We start from the raw sequence: 16661 nt of genomic DNA on the forward strand, positions 1-16661 counted from the left end.
CGCCAATTATCCTCGGATCGCCCAGAAGGCCAGGTTCAAGCCCGGGAACTGCCCGGCGATATGGAAGGCGAAACCGCCGGAATTGTTCAGCTGCTGCCAGTGCTCGCTGCCATGGTCCAGCTCGTAGTAGGTGCTGCCGGCGTGGTAAGGCAATTGGCGTGGCGCCACCGGCAATGGCAGCAGGCCGATGCCCGGCAGTTGCAGGTTGACCATGTCGCGGATGTGCTCCACCGAGCCGACCTTGCTCTGCTGGCCGAAACGCGCACGCAGGGTTTCGCCGGGCACATCGGCGCGCACCACGAGGATGAAACTGGCGTTGTCGAGCAGGGTCTTGTCGGCCAGCATCGCCACATGGATGCCGTAGGCCTTCTCCACAATCGGGATCGGCGTGGCCTTGCTGTCGATCAGCATCGACAGCGCTTCACGCAGGGCCGCCATCACCGGCATGAAACTCAAGGCCAGGTCATCGTGCTGATACTGCGGGTATTCCTGGGGGCGACGGCTGGAGGTTGAGAAGGTGGAAAACTCACCGGCCAGGCTGACCAGTTCGCTGAAAAAGCGCTCCGGATGCAACGGGCTCAACTGGCTGAAGTGCTGGATCAGCGGCTGGGCGCGGTTGACCAGTTGCAGCAGCATGAAGTCGGCGATCTCCGAGGCACCACCGGCACCCGAAGCCACCACGCGACCGGCCAGCGCTTCGCCACGCTGGTGCAACAGGCCCAGCAGTTCGCTGCGAAAGGCCGTCAGCGGTTTGCTCGCAGCCACGTCCAGCACCGGCGGGATGTAGGTGTCATCGAGCACCAATGCGCGGTCGGCGCGTTTTTCCTTGATGCGTACCAGGCCGATGGCGGCGTAGTCGCTGATGCCATCCTGCGCTGTCAGCAGGCGCAATGCCCGCGACCCCACCGCCACCGGTGCACGGTTTTCGAACGGGGCGTTGTCGTCGCGCACTTCGCGCACCTGGCTCACGTAGCGCGCCGCTTCCAGGGCTTCACCCTCATCCACCGTGTCACGGGCGCCGGCGCGCTTGAGCGGCAGGGCCAGGTACACCAGGCCGTCGCGCAGGTTGTCGTCGATATTCAACGGGCTCGGCGCCAGGTCGTCCTGGGGAATATTGAACGGCGTGCCATCGGGCAGCAGGCCGCGAGCCGACACGATCGCCAGCTTGCCCTGGGCCAGCAGGCCCTGGTCGATCAGCAACTCGGAGAACCCCCAGGCACCCGCCGACAACGGGCGGCTGCGGGCGTCGATCAGGTTTTCCAGGTAACGGTCATGCTGCTGGAAGTGCTGCGTTCCGATGAACATGCCTTCCGACCAGACCACGCGATTGTTCCAGGACATGGGGGCTCCGATTGCTTGTTATTGGGCTGGGCTGGATGGGGAAGCCACGACGTCGGCGCGCACGGCATGCACGTCGAGGCTGATCTGGTATTCGCTGTATTGGCGCGGCGGCACGTTGATGACCGTGCGCCATTGCGCACGGTCCAACTCGCGGTAGCCCACCAGCAGGCCGATCTGGCGCGTGGACGGGTCGAGGTCGCGCTGCACGCTCAGTTGTTGGCCGGGCTGCACCATCACTTCGTCCTGGTCCAGCAGGTCCAGGCCGAGGGTCGATTGCGCACGGTCCGCCAGGGCGAAGTAATCGGAGCGTGAAAAGGTAGCGGCGTTTTTCAATTCGAAAATGCGCACCCGCACCGGCGCGGCCTGGCCGTTGGCACCGGGGTTAAGCCCAGCAATCGCGTGAAAGTGCAATTCGACGGCGGCCGTGTCGGCTTCGGCCTCGGCAGCCGCCTGGGGTTTGACCGCGTCGTTGGCACACGCCGTCAGCAGCAGCGCGGTAGCGGCTGCGAGTAAAAACCTGGGAATCATCCTGCGTCCTCAATGACGTATTTAGCTATCCGTTTTATCCATTGGTGCGAGGCGTTTTCAGCGTCGCTGTCGTGCACTGTGTTCTTCGTAGGCCCGGCTGAATTCGCGACCGAACAGGTCCTGGAAATCGTCCTGGGCCTCGCGGGAAATATTGCTGTAGAGCTCGGTGAACTGCTGCCAGTACTGGGCCTGGCGCGAACCGTTGAACAGACTCGAGAGGCCGCCGGGTTTGCCCATGCGCTCCTCCAATTGCGCCGGTTCAAAGCGCATGAGCAGGTGCTTGATCGCCGCTTCCACGCCAGCCATCACGGCCAACTGGTGGGCGCGCAGGTCGTCGAAACTGTCACGTACGGCGAGGTCCGGCGCCATGAATGCCTGGTTGCCATGACGCAGCAACAGCAGTAACGCTTCATCGGCATTCGGGGCGAATTTCAATGGGTTGTTTTCGGCGGGGCGGATCATCGTCTGCTGCATGCGAAACTCGCCCTTGAGGCTGGCACGGGCACGCAATACGTCGATCAAGCCCTCGACCATCAACCGGTAGCTGCGGCCGATACTTTCCATCTGCGCACAGGCGTCGGCTTTGTCCAGGCGCAACTGGTCCAGGCCCGCACCGCGCAGGAAGGCCTGCAAAAGGTCCGGTTGTAGCTCGGCATTGGCCACGGGGAGCGCAACAGGCTCGACCACAGGTGGCGGCGGGATGATCGGGTCTGGGGCAGGCGCAGCATTGACCACAGGCGCGGGCGCGTCGCCGAACAGGTCCCAGTCTTCGGGAATCACCGAGCCTTGCACAGCCGGCTTTTCGGGCGCCGGTACGGCCACTGGAGCCGGGGGGCGAAAATCGTGTTGCTCGGACGGCACATGGTCCGCCACGGTGGGCGGCGGCACGGCGGTGGGGCTGAGGAAGTCGAACAGGTCTGGCAAAGTTTCCATGGCCGAGGCGCCCTGGAACTGCGGCGCAATCATCGGTGTGGGCGCAGGTTGGCTCGCCACGGCGCCCATCAGCGCTTCAAAGCTGTTGGGTGAGTCGCCGGCAAATGGCTGGCTGTCGATGGCCTGCACGTTGAAGTCGATGCGCGCCTGGATTTCGTAATCACCGATGCGGATCAACTCACCGTCTTGCAACGGCTCGCTGTTACCCCGACGCATACGAATACCCGCCTTGACCAATTCCACACCATTGGTGCTGTTATCGGTCAAGTAGTAACGGCCATCTTTGTATTGAATAACGCAATGTTGCGAAGAGACGAGACGCTCAGGGTCGGGCAATACCCAGTCATTGTCAGAACTGCGGCCAATAGCCATCACGCCCTGATCCATGGACTTTTCGGGGCATTGCCCAGGGGTGATCTTGTGATAACTAGTGATAGTCAAACACAGCGACATCTTGCCTCCTTGCTGATACATCGCGCGCAGCCTACCCAGGAGGCTGTGCCGCCCTGGAAAGTCCCGTCCTGTCGTACAAACGACCGCCAAAATCTGCTTTTACCAGCATGATCGCTGATCTTAACTGGCTTCCATGACAAAAATCCGCTCTGGGCGCGCCTTTCGACTCGCCAGTCGCGCAGGTTGTTAAACACCGCACATCTGTCACAGAGGGCGAATAGCTTACCTTGACAAGCCATAAGTACTACACCAAAAATGCACAACTTCTTGAACATCAGTGATGGCGCAGTAGTGGCACGCTGAGTGTATGACCAAGAAAACATGCAAAGTTCATTACGCAACTAGTGCATGCATTGCCCGCCGTCCAGCGGGCCGATAAGGAGATCGAATTCAGTGGATGTGCCGTTGCTGCTCACCGCCGTTTCCGCGACGTCACCCTGTGGCGAAGACATGGAATACGACGCGCAATTTCTGCAGTTGGAACGTGATGCCAAGGGCCAACCCGAACGCAGCATGGGCGACTCGATCCTGCCCGCTGAGCCGCCCGAGTGGCGCAGCATCCAGCAGCAAAGCCTCGACCTGTTGCAGCGCAGCAAAGACCTGCGCATCACCCACTTTCTGCTGCAAAGCACCCTCGCCCTCCAGGGTGTGGCCGGGCTGGCCGAAGTCCTCACGCTGATCGACGCCTTGCTGCGCCAATACTGGGCCGAGCTGCACCCGCGCCTGGATGCCGACGATGACAACGACCCCACCGTGCGCATCAACGCCCTTACCGGCCTGACCTGCGAGACCAATATTCGTCTGCTGCGCGAAAGCATCCTGACGCGCTCGCGCACCTTCGGGCCCGTGACCCTGCGCGCAGCGCTCAACGCCAGCGGCCTGCAGAGTTTTGCCGATGAGCAGTTGGGCAACCAGCAACTCAACGCCGCGTTCCTGGACAGCGACCCCGAACAACTGCAAGCCACCCGTGACGCCTTGAGCGCGGCGCGTGCGGCGTGCGAGGCCATTGAGCAACAGGTCAATGACCAAGTCGGTTCCGCCCAGGGCGTGGACCTCAGCGCCTTGAAGCAGCCGCTCAAACAGGCCCTGCAACTGCTCAATCAAGCGGTGCCAGGCACCGACAGCAGCAGCGATCCCGAGGCCGTCAGTGAAGACAATGCCCCCTCGGTCGATAACGCCGCCGCGCCCGCAGCTCCTCGCCCTTCTGGCGACATCGCCACCCGCGACGATGTGCTGCGCAGCCTCGACAAAATCCTCGCGTACTACACCCGCCACGAGCCTTCGAGCCCGCTGCCGGTGTTGTTGAACCGAGCCAAGAATCTGGTGCATGCCGACTTTGCGGCCATCGTGCGCAATCTGATTCCCGATGGCATGTCCCAATTTGAAAACCTGCGCGGCCCCGAAAGCGAGTAAGCCGCCGGACCGTGCAGTAACAACACCGTCGCTCAAGCGACCAGGAGCAGCAACGTGGCGAAGCAAAGTTCTCAGAAATTCATCGCGCGCAACCGTGCGCCTCGAGTGCAGATCGAGTACGACGTCGAGCTTTACGGCGCCGAGAAAAAGGTCCAGCTGCCCTTCGTAATGGGCGTGATGGCCGACCTCGCCGGCAAGCCTGCCGAGCCGCTGGCACCCGTGGCCGACCGCAAGTTCCTTGAGGTGGACGTCGACAACTTCGACTCACGCCTCAAGGCCATGCAGCCACGCGTCGCGTTCCACGTACCCAATGAGCTGACAGGCGAAGGCAACCTGAGCCTGGACATCACCTTCGAAAGCATGGACGACTTCAGCCCGGCCGCCGTGGCGCGCAAGGTCGACTCCCTGAACCAGCTGCTCGAAGCCCGCACCCAATTGGCCAACCTGCTGACCTACATGGACGGCAAGACTGGCGCTGAAGAAATCATCATGAAGGCGATCAAGGACCCGGCATTGCTTCAGGCACTTGCCAGTGCGCCCAAGCCTGCAGGGGAGCAGTAATCATGACGGACAATACCGCCCGCGAAGGCAGCCAGATCCTGGGTACCACCGAAGAAGCCAGCGAGTTCGCGAACCTGCTGCTGCAAGAATTCAAACCCAAGACCGAGCGTGCCCGCGAAGCCGTTGAAACCGCGGTGCGCACCCTGGCCGAACAGGCCCTGGCGCAAACCGACCTGGTGTCCAACGACGCGATCAAGTCGATCGAATCGATCATCGCCGCCATCGACGCCAAGCTCACCGCCCAGGTCAACCAGATCATCCACCACCAGGATTTCCAACAACTGGAAAGCGCCTGGCGTGGCCTGCATTACCTGGTCAATAACACCGAGAGCGATGAGCAACTGAAGATTCGCGTGCTCAACATCTCCAAGCCAGACCTGCACAAGACCCTGAAGAAGTTCAAGGGCACCGCGTGGGACCAGAGCCCGATCTTCAAGAAGATGTACGAAGAAGAATACGGCCAGTTCGGTGGCGAGCCTTACGGCTGCCTGGTGGGTGACTACTACTTCGACCAGTCGCCGCCCGATGTGGAACTGCTGGGCGAGCTGTCGAAAGTCTGCGCCGCCATGCACTCGCCGTTCATCGCTGCGGCCTCGCCGACTGTGATGGGCATGGGCTCGTGGCAGGAACTGTCGAACCCACGCGACCTGACCAAGATCTTCACCACCCCGGAATACGCCGGCTGGCGCTCGCTGCGTGAATCGGAAGACTCGCGCTACATCGGCCTGACCATGCCGCGCTTCCTGGCACGCCTGCCGTACGGCGCCAAGACCGATCCGGTGGAAGCCTTCGCTTTCGAAGAAAACACCGACGGCGCCGACAGCTCCAAGTACACCTGGGCCAACGCCGCCTACGCCATGGCGGTGAACATCAACCGTTCGTTCAAGCACTACGGCTGGTGCTCGCGTATCCGTGGCATCGAGTCTGGCGGTGAGGTGGAAAACCTGCCGGCCCACACGTTCCCTACCGATGACGGTGGCGTGGACATGAAGTGCCCGACCGAAATCGCCATCAGCGACCGCCGTGAAGCGGAACTGGCGAAGAACGGTTTCATGCCGCTGCTGCACAAGAAAAACACCGACTTCGCCGCGTTCATTGGCGCCCAGTCGCTGCAAAAACCTGCCGAATACGACGACCCGGACGCCACCGCCAACGCCAACCTGGCCGCGCGCCTGCCGTACCTGTTCGCCACCTGCCGTTTCGCCCACTACTTGAAGTGCATCGTGCGCGACAAGGTCGGCTCCTTCAAAGAGAAGGACGAAATGCAGCGCTGGTTGCAGGACTGGATCCTCAACTACGTCGACGGCGACCCGGCGCACTCCACCGAAACCACCAAGGCCCAGCACCCGTTGGCGGCGGCCGAAGTGATCGTGGAAGAAGTCGAAGGCAACCCGGGGTATTACAACTCCAAGTTCTACCTGCGCCCGCACTATCAGCTTGAAGGGCTGACGGTGTCGTTGCGCCTGGTATCGAAACTGCCTTCGGCAAAAAGCGCATAAGTAACGATTGAGCTAGCTCGTTCCCACGCTCCGCGTGGGAATGCCGCCCGGGACGCTCTGCGTCCCGGTGACGCGTAGCGTCACAGGATGCGTTACCACGCAGAGCGTGGGAACGATCACCCAATCAAGTGGCATGGGCCACACAGGGAGAAAACATGGCTGTTGATATTTTCATCAAGATCGGCGACATCAAGGGCGAGTCCATGGACAAGGCCCACAAGGACGAAATCGATGTGTTGAACTGGAGCTGGGGCATGTCCCAGTCCGGCAACATGCACGTCGGCGGTGGCGGTGGCGCGGGCAAGGTGAATATCCAGGACCTGTCGCTGACCAAGTACGTCGACAAGGCTTCGCCCAACCTGATGATGCACTGCGCCAGCGGCAAGCACATCGACAAGGTCAAGCTGACCGTGCGCAAGGCCGGTGGCGAGAGCCAGGTCGAGTACATGGTGATCAACCTGGAAGAAGTGCTGGTCACCTCCTTGAGCACCGGCGGTTCGGGCAGCGATGATCGCCTGACCGAAAACGTCACCCTGAACTTCGCCCAAGTGATGGTCGACTACCAGCCGCAGAAAGCCGACGGCACCAAAGACGGCGGCGCCATCAAGTTTGGCTGGAACATTCGCTCCAACACCAAACGCTGATAGCCCTTGTGGCCGTGGCCCGGTGCCACGGCCATTGTGTCCCTCTCGCAACCCGTCCGTGGAGCTGCTTTGGTGGTAACTGAAATCGCTTCCCGCGACCGTCTGCAACCGTCCCTGCTGGACCGGTTGACCGACGACGACCCGACCAACCCCAAGGAAAGCGCCGACAAACGCGTGCTGTCCCTGACCCAATTGAAGGCCTCGGTGCTGCGTGACCTGGCGTGGTTGCTTAACACCACCTCGTTACTCGATACCGATGCCACGCTGCACACCCCGGCCGGTACGTCGGTGGTCAATTACGGCCTGCCGGCACTGGCGGGCAACAGCGCTTCGAGCGTTGATATCAAAGCCCTGGAAGCCTTGATTTACCAGGCCATCGCCACTTTCGAGCCGCGTATTTTGCGCCACACATTGCGGGTCAAGGCGCGCATGGGCCATGGCGAGATGAATCACAACGCCCTGAGTTTCGAAATTGAAGGCGACCTGTGGGCACAGCCGGTGCCGTTGCGTTTGCTGTTGCAGACCGACGTGGACCTGGAGTCCGGCCATGTGCGCGTGCTCAATGCCGACCAGCGGAGACGCCCATGAACCCGCGCCTGCTGGAGCTGTACAACCAGGAATTGCACCATGTGCGCGAAAGCGCCGCCGAGTTCGCCAAGGAATACCCGAAGATCGCCAGTCGGCTGACCCTGTCCGGTATGGACTGCGCCGACCCGTACGTCGAACGTTTGCTTGAAGGCTTCGCCTATCTCACCGCCCGTGTGCAGCTCAAGCTCGACGCCGAGTACCCGACCTTCACCCACAACTTGCTGGAAATCGCCTACCCGCACTACCTGGCACCGACGCCGTCGATGACCGTAGTGCAACTGCAGACCGACCCCGATGAAGGCTCCCTGGCCGGCGGTTTCCCGCTACCCCGTGACACCGTGCTGCGTGCCGCCCTGGGCCGTGAAACCCAGACCTGCTGCGAGTACCGCACCGCGCACCCGGTGACGCTGTGGCCGTTGCAGGTCAGCAACGCCGAGTACTTCGGCAACCCCGCCGCCGTGCTCGGGCGCCTGGCCGCCAGCGAACCGAAAGCCAAGGCCGGCCTGCGCCTGACCCTGCGCACCGGTGCCGAGCTGCCGTTCAACAGCCTCGATTTGGACACCTTGCCGCTGTACCTGAGCGGCGCCGATGAACAACCGTTTCGCCTCTACGAACAACTGCTGGGCAATGCCTGCGCGGTGTTTGCGCGCCAGCCCGGTGGCGATTGGGTCGAGCGCCTGCCCCAGGGCGCGTTGCGCTCGCGGGGGTTCGATGATGCCGATGCGGCCATGCCGGTGGTGGCGCGGGCGTTCCAGGGCTATCGCCTGTTGCAGGAATACTTTGCCCTGCCCCATCGCTTCCTGTTCGTTGAGTTCGCCGAGTTGAGCCGTGCAGTCAAACGGTGTGACGGCCAGGAGCTGGAACTGATCGTGCTGTTCGACCGCCACGAACCGAGCCTGGAAGGCAGTGTCGGCGCGGCGCAGTTCTTGCCGTTCTGCACGCCCGCCATCAACCTGTTCCCCAAGCGCGTGGACCGCATCCACTTGTCCGACCGGGTCAATGAACACCACGTGATCGCCGACCGTACGCGGCCGATGGATTTCGAGATTCACTCGTTGAGCGGCATCACCGGCCATGGCACCGGGCCGGAGCAGCCGTTCTTGCCGTTCTATGCGGTGCGCGATCCGTCGCGCTATGGCCGCGACCAGGCCTATTACAGCGTGCGCCGCGAGCCGCGGGTGCTGTCCAGCGATCAGCGCCGCAATGGCCCACGCTCCACTTATGTGGGCAGTGAAACCTTCGTCAGCTTGGTGGACAGCCGCCAGGCGCCGTATCGCCATGACCTGCGCCAACTGGGCGTGACGGCGCTGTGTACCAACCGCGACCTGCCGCTGTTCATGAGCGTGGGCAACGGCAAGACCGACTTCACCCTGGCCGATAGTGCGCCGGTGCTGGCCGTGCGGTGCGTCGCCGGGCCAAGCCGCCCGCGTGCCAGCCATGCGCATGACGCCAAGGCCTGGCGCCTGATCAGCCAGTTGTCGCTCAACTACCTGTCCTTGAGCGAACAGGGCCAGGGCGCCGGCGCCTTGCGCGAACTGCTGCGCCTGTACGGCGACAGCAATGACGCCGCCCTGCAATTGCAGATCGAGGGCTTGCGCGAAGTCAGCAGTAAGGCGGTGACCCGACGCCTGCCGATGCCCGGCCCGATTGTGTTTGGCCGCGGCCTGGAAATCACCTTGGAGTTCGATGAAAACGCGTTTCGCGGCACCGGCGTGTTCCTGCTCGGTGCCGTGCTGGAGCGCTTCCTGGCACGCTACGTGTCGATCAACAGCTTTACCGAGACGGTGATCCGTACCACCGAACGCGGCGAGATCATGCGATGGAAAGCCAAGCCCGGACGGCGTCCGACCCTGTGAGAACCCTGGACGCGATGCACCAGGAGCCCTGGGAATATGACTTTTTCCAGGCATTGCGGCGCATCGAGTGCGAAACGCCCGAGCTGCCACGCCTGGGCCATTCCCTGCGCCTGGCCGATGATCCGCTGCGCCTGGGGCAGCAGGCCGATTGCACCTTCGCACCCGCCACCCTTGCCTCGGTCGAGCCAGGAGGCGATGGCAAGCCGGCGCGGTTGGAGCAGTTCTTCTTCGGCCTCGGCGGCCCCAACGGCCCGCTGCCGCTGCACATCACCGAGTACGTGCGCGAGCGCCAGCGCAACAACGCCGACAGCACCAGCAAGCAGTTCTTGGATGTATTCCACCATCGCCTGCTGACCCTGTTCTATCGGGCCTGGGCCGAGGCGCGGCCAACGGTCAGCCATGACCGCCCGGACGATGACTACTGGTCCGCCCGCCTCGCCGCCCTGAGTGGCCGCGGGATGCCGAGCCTGCTCAATCAAGGGCTGATCCCCGATACCGCGAAGCTGCATTACAGCGGCCATCTGTCGGCGCAAACCCGCTACCCGGATGGCTTGAAAGCGATCCTCAGCGAGTACTTCGGCCTGCCGGTAGAGATCGAGGAATACGTCGGCCAATGGCTGGAACTGCCCGAACGCAGCCGCGTGGGGGTCAGCGCCAACCAGTTGGGCGTGGACTTCTGCCTGGGCAGCCACGTGTGGGACCGCCAGCACAAATTCCGCATCCGCCTGGGCCCGCTCACGCTGGATGACTACATGGGCATGCTGCCCGGCCAACAGCCGTTCAACGAGCTGGTGGCGTGGGTGGCCGAGTACCTGGGCCATGAATTGGACTGGGACTTGAATCTGGTTTTGCAACAACCCGAAGTACCGGCGCTGCAACTCAACGGCCAGTTCCGCCTGGGCTTCAACACCTGGCTCGGCCAACCTGCGCATGACGCCAACGACCTAATCCTGGCCCGGCATTACGCCGACCACGCCACCACCTCAAGGAATCCAGAGCATGGGTGAAATCAGTCGCGCCGCACTGTTCGGCAAACTCAACAGCGTGGCCTACAAAGCCATCGAAGCCGCCACCGTGTTCTGCAAGTTGCGGGGCAATCCGTATGTGGAACTGGCCCACTGGTTTCACCAGTTGCTGCAACTGCAGGACTCCGACCTGCACCGCATCATCCGTCAGTTCAACGTGGAGCCGGCGCGCCTGGCCCGCGACCTCACCGAAGCCCTGGACCGCCTGCCGCGCGGCTCCACATCGATCACCGACCTGTCCTCCCATGTGGAAGAGGCCGTAGAGCGCGGCTGGGTGTATGGCAGCCTGATGTTCGGCGAAAGCCAGGTGCGCACCGGTTATCTGGTGCTGGGCATCTTGAAGACACCGAGCCTGCGCCATGCGCTGCTGGGCTTGTCCGGCGAGTTCGACAAGATCAAGGCCGAGGCCTTGAGCGAGCGCTTTGATGAATACATCGGTGACTCGCCGGAAAACGCCTTGAGCGCCAGCGACGGCTTCAATGCCGGTGTCCCTGGCGAGGCCAGCGGCGCCATGGCGCCCAGCGCGATGGGCAAGCAGGAAGCGCTCAAGCGTTTCACTGTGGACCTGACCGAACAGGCCCGCAGCGGCAAGCTCGACCCAATCGTGGGCCGTGACGAGGAGATCCGCCAACTGGTGGACATCCTCATGCGTCGGCGCCAGAACAACCCGATCCTCACCGGTGAAGCCGGGGTGGGCAAGACCGCCGTGGTCGAAGGTTTCGCCCTGCGCATCGTCGCCGGTGACGTGCCGCCCGCCTTGAAAGACGTGGAGCTGCGCAGCCTCGACGTGGGCTTGCTGCAAGCCGGCGCCAGCATGAAAGGCGAGTTCGAACAGCGCCTGCGCCAAGTCATCGAAGACGTGCAGGCCTCGCCCAAGCCGATCATCCTGTTTATCGACGAAGCCCATACCCTGGTGGGTGCCGGTGGCGCTGCCGGCACCGGTGACGCGGCCAACCTGCTCAAGCCTGCCCTGGCCCGTGGCACCTTGCGTACCGTGGCTGCCACCACTTGGGCCGAGTACAAAAAGCACATCGAGAAAGACCCGGCCCTGACCCGCCGCTTCCAGGTGGTGCAGGTTGCCGAACCGTCGGAAGACAAGGCCCTGCTGATGATGCGCGGCGTGGCGTCCACCATGGAAAAACACCACCAGGTGCAGATCCTCGATGAAGCTCTGGAAGCCTCGGTGAAGCTCTCCCACCGCTATATTCCGGCGCGCCAGTTGCCGGACAAATCCGTGAGCCTGCTGGACACCGCCTGCGCCCGCGTCGCTATCAGCCTGCACGCTGTGCCGGCGGAAGTGGACGACAGCCGTCGCCGTATCGAGGCCCTGGAAACCGAGCTGCAAATCATCGCCCGTGAGCATGCGATCGGCATTGCCATTGGTGCGCGTCAAACCAATAGCGAAGCGCTGCTGACCGCCGAGCGTGAGCGTCTGGCCACGCTGGAAAGCCGTTGGGCTGAAGAAAAAGCCTTGGTAGATGAGTTGCTGGCTACCCGTGCCACCTTGCGCGAAAAAGCCGGTGTGGTGGACAGCGGCAACGATGCGTTGCGTGCACAACTGGTCGACCTGCAACAACGCCTTACCACCCTGCAAGGCGAAACCCCGTTGATCCTGCCGACCGTGGATTACCAGGCCGTGGCCTCGGTGGTCGCCGACTGGACCGGTATCCCGGTGGGCCGCATGGCGCGCAATGAGCTGGAGACTGTGCTCAACCTCGACCAACACTTGAAGAAACGCATCATCGGCCAGGACCATGCCCTGCAGATGATCGCCAAGCGCATCCAGACCTCCCGCGCCGGCCTCGACAACCCAAGCAAGCCGATTGGCGTATTCATGCTGGCCGGCACCTCGGGGGTGGGCAAGACCGAAACCGCACTGGCCCTGGCCGAAGCCATGTACGGCGGCGAGCAGAACGTCATCACCATCAACATGAGCGAGTTCCAGGAAGCCCACACCGTGTCCACACTCAAAGGCGCGCCACCGGGCTATATCGGCTACGGCGAAGGCGGTGTGCTGACCGAAGCGGTGCGGCGCAAGCCCTACAGCGTGGTGCTGCTCGATGAGGTGGAGAAAGCCCACCCGGACGTGCACGAGATTTTCTTCCAGGTGTTCGACAAGGGCGTGATGGAAGACGGCGAAGGCCGGGTGATCGACTTCAAGAACACCCTGATCCTGCTGACCACCAATGCCGGTACCGAACTGATCTCCCACGTCTGTAAAGACCCGGCGAACATCCCCGAGCCCGAGGAAATCGCCAAGGCCCTGCGCCAGCCGCTGCTGGAGATTTTCCCACCGGCCTTGCTCGGTAGACTGGTGACCATCCCGTACTACCCGCTGAGCGACGAGATGCTCAAGGCGATCACGCGCCTGCAACTGAACCGCATCAAGAAGCGCGTGGAGAATACCCACAAAGTCGCGTTCGAGTATGACGACGCCGTGGTCGACCTGATCGTCTCGCGCTGCACCGAGACTGAAAGCGGCGGGCGCATGATCGACACCATCCTCACCAACAGCCTGCTGCCGGACATGAGCCGCGAGTTCCTCACGCGCATGTTGGAAGGCAAGGCACTGGCGGGAGTGCGGATCAGTAGTCGGGATAATGAACTGCACTACCAGTTCAACGATTGACCTGAAGAAACACGGTCAAAACTGTGGGAGCTGGCTTGCCTGCGATAGCGGTCTGACATTCAACATCAATGTTGACTGAACCACTGCCATCGCAGGCAAGCCAGCTCCCACACTGGATTCGGTTTCTTCAGTTATTAAGGTATTTACGGGACTACCGATGCTATTCAACCAAGCCTCACGCCTGGCCAAGATCACCAGCCCCCTCGGGCCGGATGTGCTGCTGCTCAACGAAATGGGCGGCGGTGAAGAGCTGGGCCGGCTGTTCAACTATGAGCTGCAACTGACCTCCCTGGACGCCAACATCGACCTCAACCAGTTGCTGGGCAAACCGATGAGCGTGGGCCTGCAACTGGCCGACGGTGGCGAACGGTACTTTCATGGCATCGTCGCGCGCTGCAGCCAGAACATCGACCAGGGCCAGTTCGCCAGTTATCAGGCCACCCTGCGCCCCTGGTTGTGGTTGCTCAGCCGTACCTCCGACTGCCGTATCTTCCAGAACCTGAGCATCCCGCAGATTATCAAGCAGGTGTTCCGCGACCTGGGCTTTTCCGACTTCGAAGACGCCCTCAGCCGGCCATATCGCGAGTGGGAATACTGCGTGCAGTACCGCGAGACCAGCTTCGATTTCGTCAGCCGCCTGATGGAACAGGAAGGCATCTACTACTTCTTCCGCCATGAACAGGACCGCCATGTGCTGGTGCTGGCCGACGCCTATGGCGCTCACACCAACGTGCCTGGCTATGCGTCGATCCCCTACTACCCCAAGGACGAGCAGCAGCGCGAACGCGACCATATGCACAACTGGCACCTGGCGCAGGAGGTGCAGCCAGGCTCACTGGAGCTGAACGACTACGACTTCCAGCGCCCCAGCGCGAGCATCGACGTGCGCTCGGCCATGCCGCGCCCGCACACCGCCGGCGATTACCCGCTGTACGACTACCCCGGCACCTACGTGCAAAGCGCCGACGGCGAACACTATGCGCGCACCCGCATCGAAGCCCTGCAAACCCTGCATGAACAGATCGAGTTCAGCGGCAACGCGCGCGGCCTGGGCTCGGGCCATCTGTTCAGTCTCACCGGGTTCAGTCGCCAGGACCAGAACCGCGAGTACCTGATCGTCGGTTGCCGCTACTTCATCGTGCAGGAAAGCCTGGAAAGCGGTGGCGGTTCAGGCTCGGCGCAGTTTGAAAGCAGCCTGACCTGCATCGACGCCCAACAGAGTTTCCGCCCGCTGGCCAACACCCACCGCCCCATCGTCAAAGGCCCGCAGACCGCGTTGGTGGTAGGCCCCAAGGGCGAGGAAATCTGGACCGACCAGTACGGCCGCGTGAAGGTGCACTTCTACTGGGACCGCCACGACCAATCCAACGAGAACAGCTCGTGCTGGATTCGTGTGTCGCAATCCTGGGCCGGCAAGAACTGGGGTTCGATGCAGATTCCACGCATCGGCCAGGAAGTGATTGTCAGCTTCCTTGAAGGCGACCCGGACAGACCGATCATCACCGGCCGCGTCTACAACGCTGAGCAGACGGTGCCCTACGATTTGCCAGAGAACGCCACCCAGAGCGGCATGAAAAGCCGCTCCAGCAAGGGCGGAACGCCGGCCAACTTCAATGAAATCCGCATGGAGGACAAGAAGGGGTTGGAGCAGTTGTATATCCATGCCGAGCGTAACCAGGACATCGTGGTGGAGGTGGATGAGAGCCACTCGGTGGGGCATGACCGCAATAAAAGCATTGGCCATAACGAGACGGTGACCATTGGCAGTAACCGTCTGCGGGTTGTGCGCAACAACGACACGGTGATCGTGGGCGGTGCCAAGTCCGACAGCGCCGCCACGCATTACACCATCGAGGCCGGCGAGAGTCTTCGCCTGGTGTGCGGCGACAGCGTGATTGAGCTCAAGGCTGGCGGCGACATCAACCTGACCTGTGGCTCGTTCAACCTGTTTTCCACCGGCAGCAGCAAGATCCAGACAAAGGGAAAATTGGACATCAACCTGGGCAGTGACAAGGGCACATCGCCCGGTGCCCAAGGCGTGCAAAGCACGATCAAGTCCGCCGTCGAATCAAAATTTCCCGGTAAGCCCGGTGCTGGTCAATAACGAGATTTCGCCACCATGAACTACCTGATCAACGAAGCCCAATTCACCCTGCCCGATGTCGAGGTACAGGACACTTCGATCAATATCCTCAAGTTCGCCAAGCTGGGCACCACCTTGGTGGTGAGCCGCAGCCCCTTGGCCGATGGCGAGAGCCTGCAAAGCAATTTCGAAGGCCAGCTGAAAAAGCTTGAACAGCAGGTCCAGGACCTTCGCTATTCCCCGGCGCAAGCGGTCAAGGTCGGCCCGGCGCAGGACATCGACGCGTTTGAAGTGCAGAACCACTTCAGCAAAGGCAGCGACAACATTTACCAATATCAGCTGGCCATGCAGATACCGGGCACGCGTCGCTTGATCGCCCTCAGTTACGTCAAGGCCCAGCCCCTGGGCTCGGCCGAGGCGGCGCACTGGGCAACGCTGAAAAGCACACTCAACTTTCTCGCCACGCCTTGAGTCGAGCTTGAGCAATGAGTGAGGATCTTTGGGCCGCCCGCGAAGGCGACGCACTGCTGCACACCTCGGTGATGGCCGACATTCTCGGTGGTGTACTGGAAGTGGCCGCCTACGCGGCGATCACTACCGTGGGCTGCCTGGCCGTTGCCGGGGCGGTGTTCCTCGCGACTGGTGCAACCATCGCCACCGGCGGTGTGGCCCTGGTGTTGGTGGTGGGCGCGGTCGTCGGTATTACCGCTGGCCTCACGGGGGCGGACTTGAAGATATCCAGTTGGTGCGAGTCCGCCGCCAACTGGGTGTTCCCGCCGGTGATCGATGCATTCATCACCAGCGGCTCGCACAATGTGTTCATCAATGGCAAAAAGGCTGCCCGCGCTGCCGGCAAGATGACCGCTGTGCCGGTCGCGCCCAGCGAGCCGCCGGCACCCAGCTTCCTGGACATGGCCGGGGAGTTTTTCTCGCAGATGTGGCGCCCGACCGTCGCCTCGCCCGCCCCCGGCACCGAGCCGTGCCCGCTGGACACCGTGGCGTGCAACAAGCATCCGCCTATGCCGCTGCAGTTCATTGCCGAGGGTTCCAGTTCGGTGTTCATCAACGGGCAGCCTGCCGCGCGCAGCGGGGATCGCAGTACCTGCGA

Annotated in this window: 14 protein-coding genes; 11 read left to right on the plus strand and 3 right to left on the minus strand. The window is 62.4% G+C overall.

From position 1 onward, the window contains the following. Positions 1 to 6 precede the first annotated feature (6 nt). The 3 genes from tssK to tagH are packed head-to-tail and all read right to left on the minus strand — an operon-like array spanning position 7 to position 3255. Positions 7 to 1341, minus strand: coding sequence for a type VI secretion system baseplate subunit TssK (gene tssK / locus E1K68_RS00060; protein WP_212613634.1), 1335 nt, complete (start codon positions 1339 to 1341; stop codon positions 7 to 9). 18 nt (positions 1342 to 1359) lie between these two features. Next, on the minus strand, positions 1360 to 1869 hold the full coding sequence (gene tssJ / locus E1K68_RS00065; protein ID WP_003195552.1) for a type VI secretion system lipoprotein TssJ: 510 nt from the start codon (positions 1867 to 1869) through the stop codon (positions 1360 to 1362). Between the two features lie 57 nt (positions 1870 to 1926). Further along, positions 1927 to 3255 (minus strand): type VI secretion system-associated FHA domain protein TagH, encoded by a 1329-nt coding sequence (tagH, locus tag E1K68_RS00070; RefSeq protein WP_212613635.1) that lies wholly within the window; start codon positions 3253 to 3255, stop codon positions 1927 to 1929. Between the two features lie 393 nt (positions 3256 to 3648). Between tagH and tssA the strand changes: the two genes are divergently transcribed. The 11 genes from tssA to E1K68_RS00125 form a co-directional block, all read left to right on the plus strand. Next, the gene (gene tssA, locus E1K68_RS00075) at positions 3649 to 4668 is read left to right on the plus strand and encodes a type VI secretion system protein TssA (RefSeq protein WP_003195555.1); all 1020 of its coding nucleotides are present in this window, start codon (positions 3649 to 3651) and stop codon (positions 4666 to 4668) included. A gap of 54 nt (positions 4669 to 4722) precedes the next feature. Continuing rightward, positions 4723 to 5229 carry a type VI secretion system contractile sheath small subunit gene (gene tssB / locus E1K68_RS00080; protein WP_003195557.1) on the plus strand — a complete coding sequence of 169 codons (507 nt, stop codon included), beginning with the start codon at positions 4723 to 4725 and terminating at the stop codon, positions 5227 to 5229. A gap of 2 nt (positions 5230 to 5231) precedes the next feature. Continuing rightward, positions 5232 to 6728 carry a type VI secretion system contractile sheath large subunit gene (gene tssC, locus E1K68_RS00085; protein WP_003195559.1) on the plus strand — a complete coding sequence of 499 codons (1497 nt, stop codon included), beginning with the start codon at positions 5232 to 5234 and terminating at the stop codon, positions 6726 to 6728. Positions 6729 to 6883: 155 nt separating this feature from the next. Further along, complete coding sequence (locus tag E1K68_RS00090) at positions 6884 to 7372, plus strand: type VI secretion system tube protein Hcp (protein WP_003195562.1); 489 nt, start codon at positions 6884 to 6886, stop codon at positions 7370 to 7372. A gap of 72 nt (positions 7373 to 7444) precedes the next feature. Next, positions 7445 to 7960 carry a type VI secretion system baseplate subunit TssE gene (gene tssE / locus E1K68_RS00095; protein ID WP_003195563.1) on the plus strand — a complete coding sequence of 172 codons (516 nt, stop codon included), beginning with the start codon at positions 7445 to 7447 and terminating at the stop codon, positions 7958 to 7960. Continuing rightward, positions 7957 to 9816, plus strand: a complete 1860-nt coding sequence (tssF, locus tag E1K68_RS00100) for a type VI secretion system baseplate subunit TssF (protein WP_003195564.1) — start codon at positions 7957 to 7959, stop codon at positions 9814 to 9816. The genes tssE and tssF overlap by 4 nt, the downstream gene beginning before the upstream one ends. Then, on the plus strand, positions 9780 to 10823 hold the full coding sequence (gene tssG, locus E1K68_RS00105) for a type VI secretion system baseplate subunit TssG (RefSeq protein ID WP_003195566.1): 1044 nt from the start codon (positions 9780 to 9782) through the stop codon (positions 10821 to 10823). The genes tssF and tssG overlap by 37 nt, the downstream gene beginning before the upstream one ends. After that, positions 10816 to 13470, plus strand: a complete 2655-nt coding sequence (gene tssH / locus E1K68_RS00110) for a type VI secretion system ATPase TssH (protein WP_212613636.1) — start codon at positions 10816 to 10818, stop codon at positions 13468 to 13470. The genes tssG and tssH overlap by 8 nt, the downstream gene beginning before the upstream one ends. Before the next feature lie 157 nt (positions 13471 to 13627). Further along, positions 13628 to 15574: a type VI secretion system Vgr family protein gene (locus tag E1K68_RS00115; protein WP_212613637.1), complete on the plus strand. Its 1947-nt coding sequence runs from the start codon at positions 13628 to 13630 to the stop codon at positions 15572 to 15574. A 15-nt stretch (positions 15575 to 15589) separates the two neighbouring features. Next, positions 15590 to 16024: a DcrB-related protein gene (locus E1K68_RS00120; RefSeq protein WP_212613638.1), complete on the plus strand. Its 435-nt coding sequence runs from the start codon at positions 15590 to 15592 to the stop codon at positions 16022 to 16024. A gap of 14 nt (positions 16025 to 16038) precedes the next feature. Further along, on the plus strand, positions 16039 to 16661 hold a 623-nt coding region (locus E1K68_RS00125; RefSeq protein WP_212613639.1), incomplete at its 3' end, for a PAAR domain-containing protein.

The organism is Pseudomonas sp. B2021 (assembly GCF_018135665.1).
Lineage (GTDB): Bacteria > Pseudomonadota > Gammaproteobacteria > Pseudomonadales > Pseudomonadaceae > Aquipseudomonas > Aquipseudomonas lactis.

What these genes read in the sequence shown, in the direction of transcription:
- tssK (WP_212613634.1), bottom strand. Translation starts at nt 1,341, where the DNA reads ATGTCCTGGAACAATCGCGTGGTCTGGTCGGAAGGCATGTTCATCGGA.
- tssJ (WP_003195552.1), bottom strand. Translation starts at nt 1,869, where the DNA reads ATGATTCCCAGGTTTTTACTCGCAGCCGCTACCGCGCTGCTGCTGACG.
- tagH (WP_212613635.1), bottom strand. Translation starts at nt 3,255, where the DNA reads ATGTCGCTGTGTTTGACTATCACTAGTTATCACAAGATCACCCCTGGG.
- tssC (WP_003195559.1), top strand. Translation starts at nt 5,232, where the DNA reads ATGACGGACAATACCGCCCGCGAAGGCAGCCAGATCCTGGGTACCACC.
- E1K68_RS00090 (WP_003195562.1), top strand. Translation starts at nt 6,884, where the DNA reads ATGGCTGTTGATATTTTCATCAAGATCGGCGACATCAAGGGCGAGTCC.
- tssF (WP_003195564.1), top strand. Translation starts at nt 7,957, where the DNA reads ATGAACCCGCGCCTGCTGGAGCTGTACAACCAGGAATTGCACCATGTG.
- tssG (WP_003195566.1), top strand. Translation starts at nt 9,780, where the DNA reads ATGGAAAGCCAAGCCCGGACGGCGTCCGACCCTGTGAGAACCCTGGAC.
- tssH (WP_212613636.1), top strand. Translation starts at nt 10,816, where the DNA reads ATGGGTGAAATCAGTCGCGCCGCACTGTTCGGCAAACTCAACAGCGTG.
- E1K68_RS00115 (WP_212613637.1), top strand. Translation starts at nt 13,628, where the DNA reads ATGCTATTCAACCAAGCCTCACGCCTGGCCAAGATCACCAGCCCCCTC.
- E1K68_RS00120 (WP_212613638.1), top strand. Translation starts at nt 15,590, where the DNA reads ATGAACTACCTGATCAACGAAGCCCAATTCACCCTGCCCGATGTCGAG.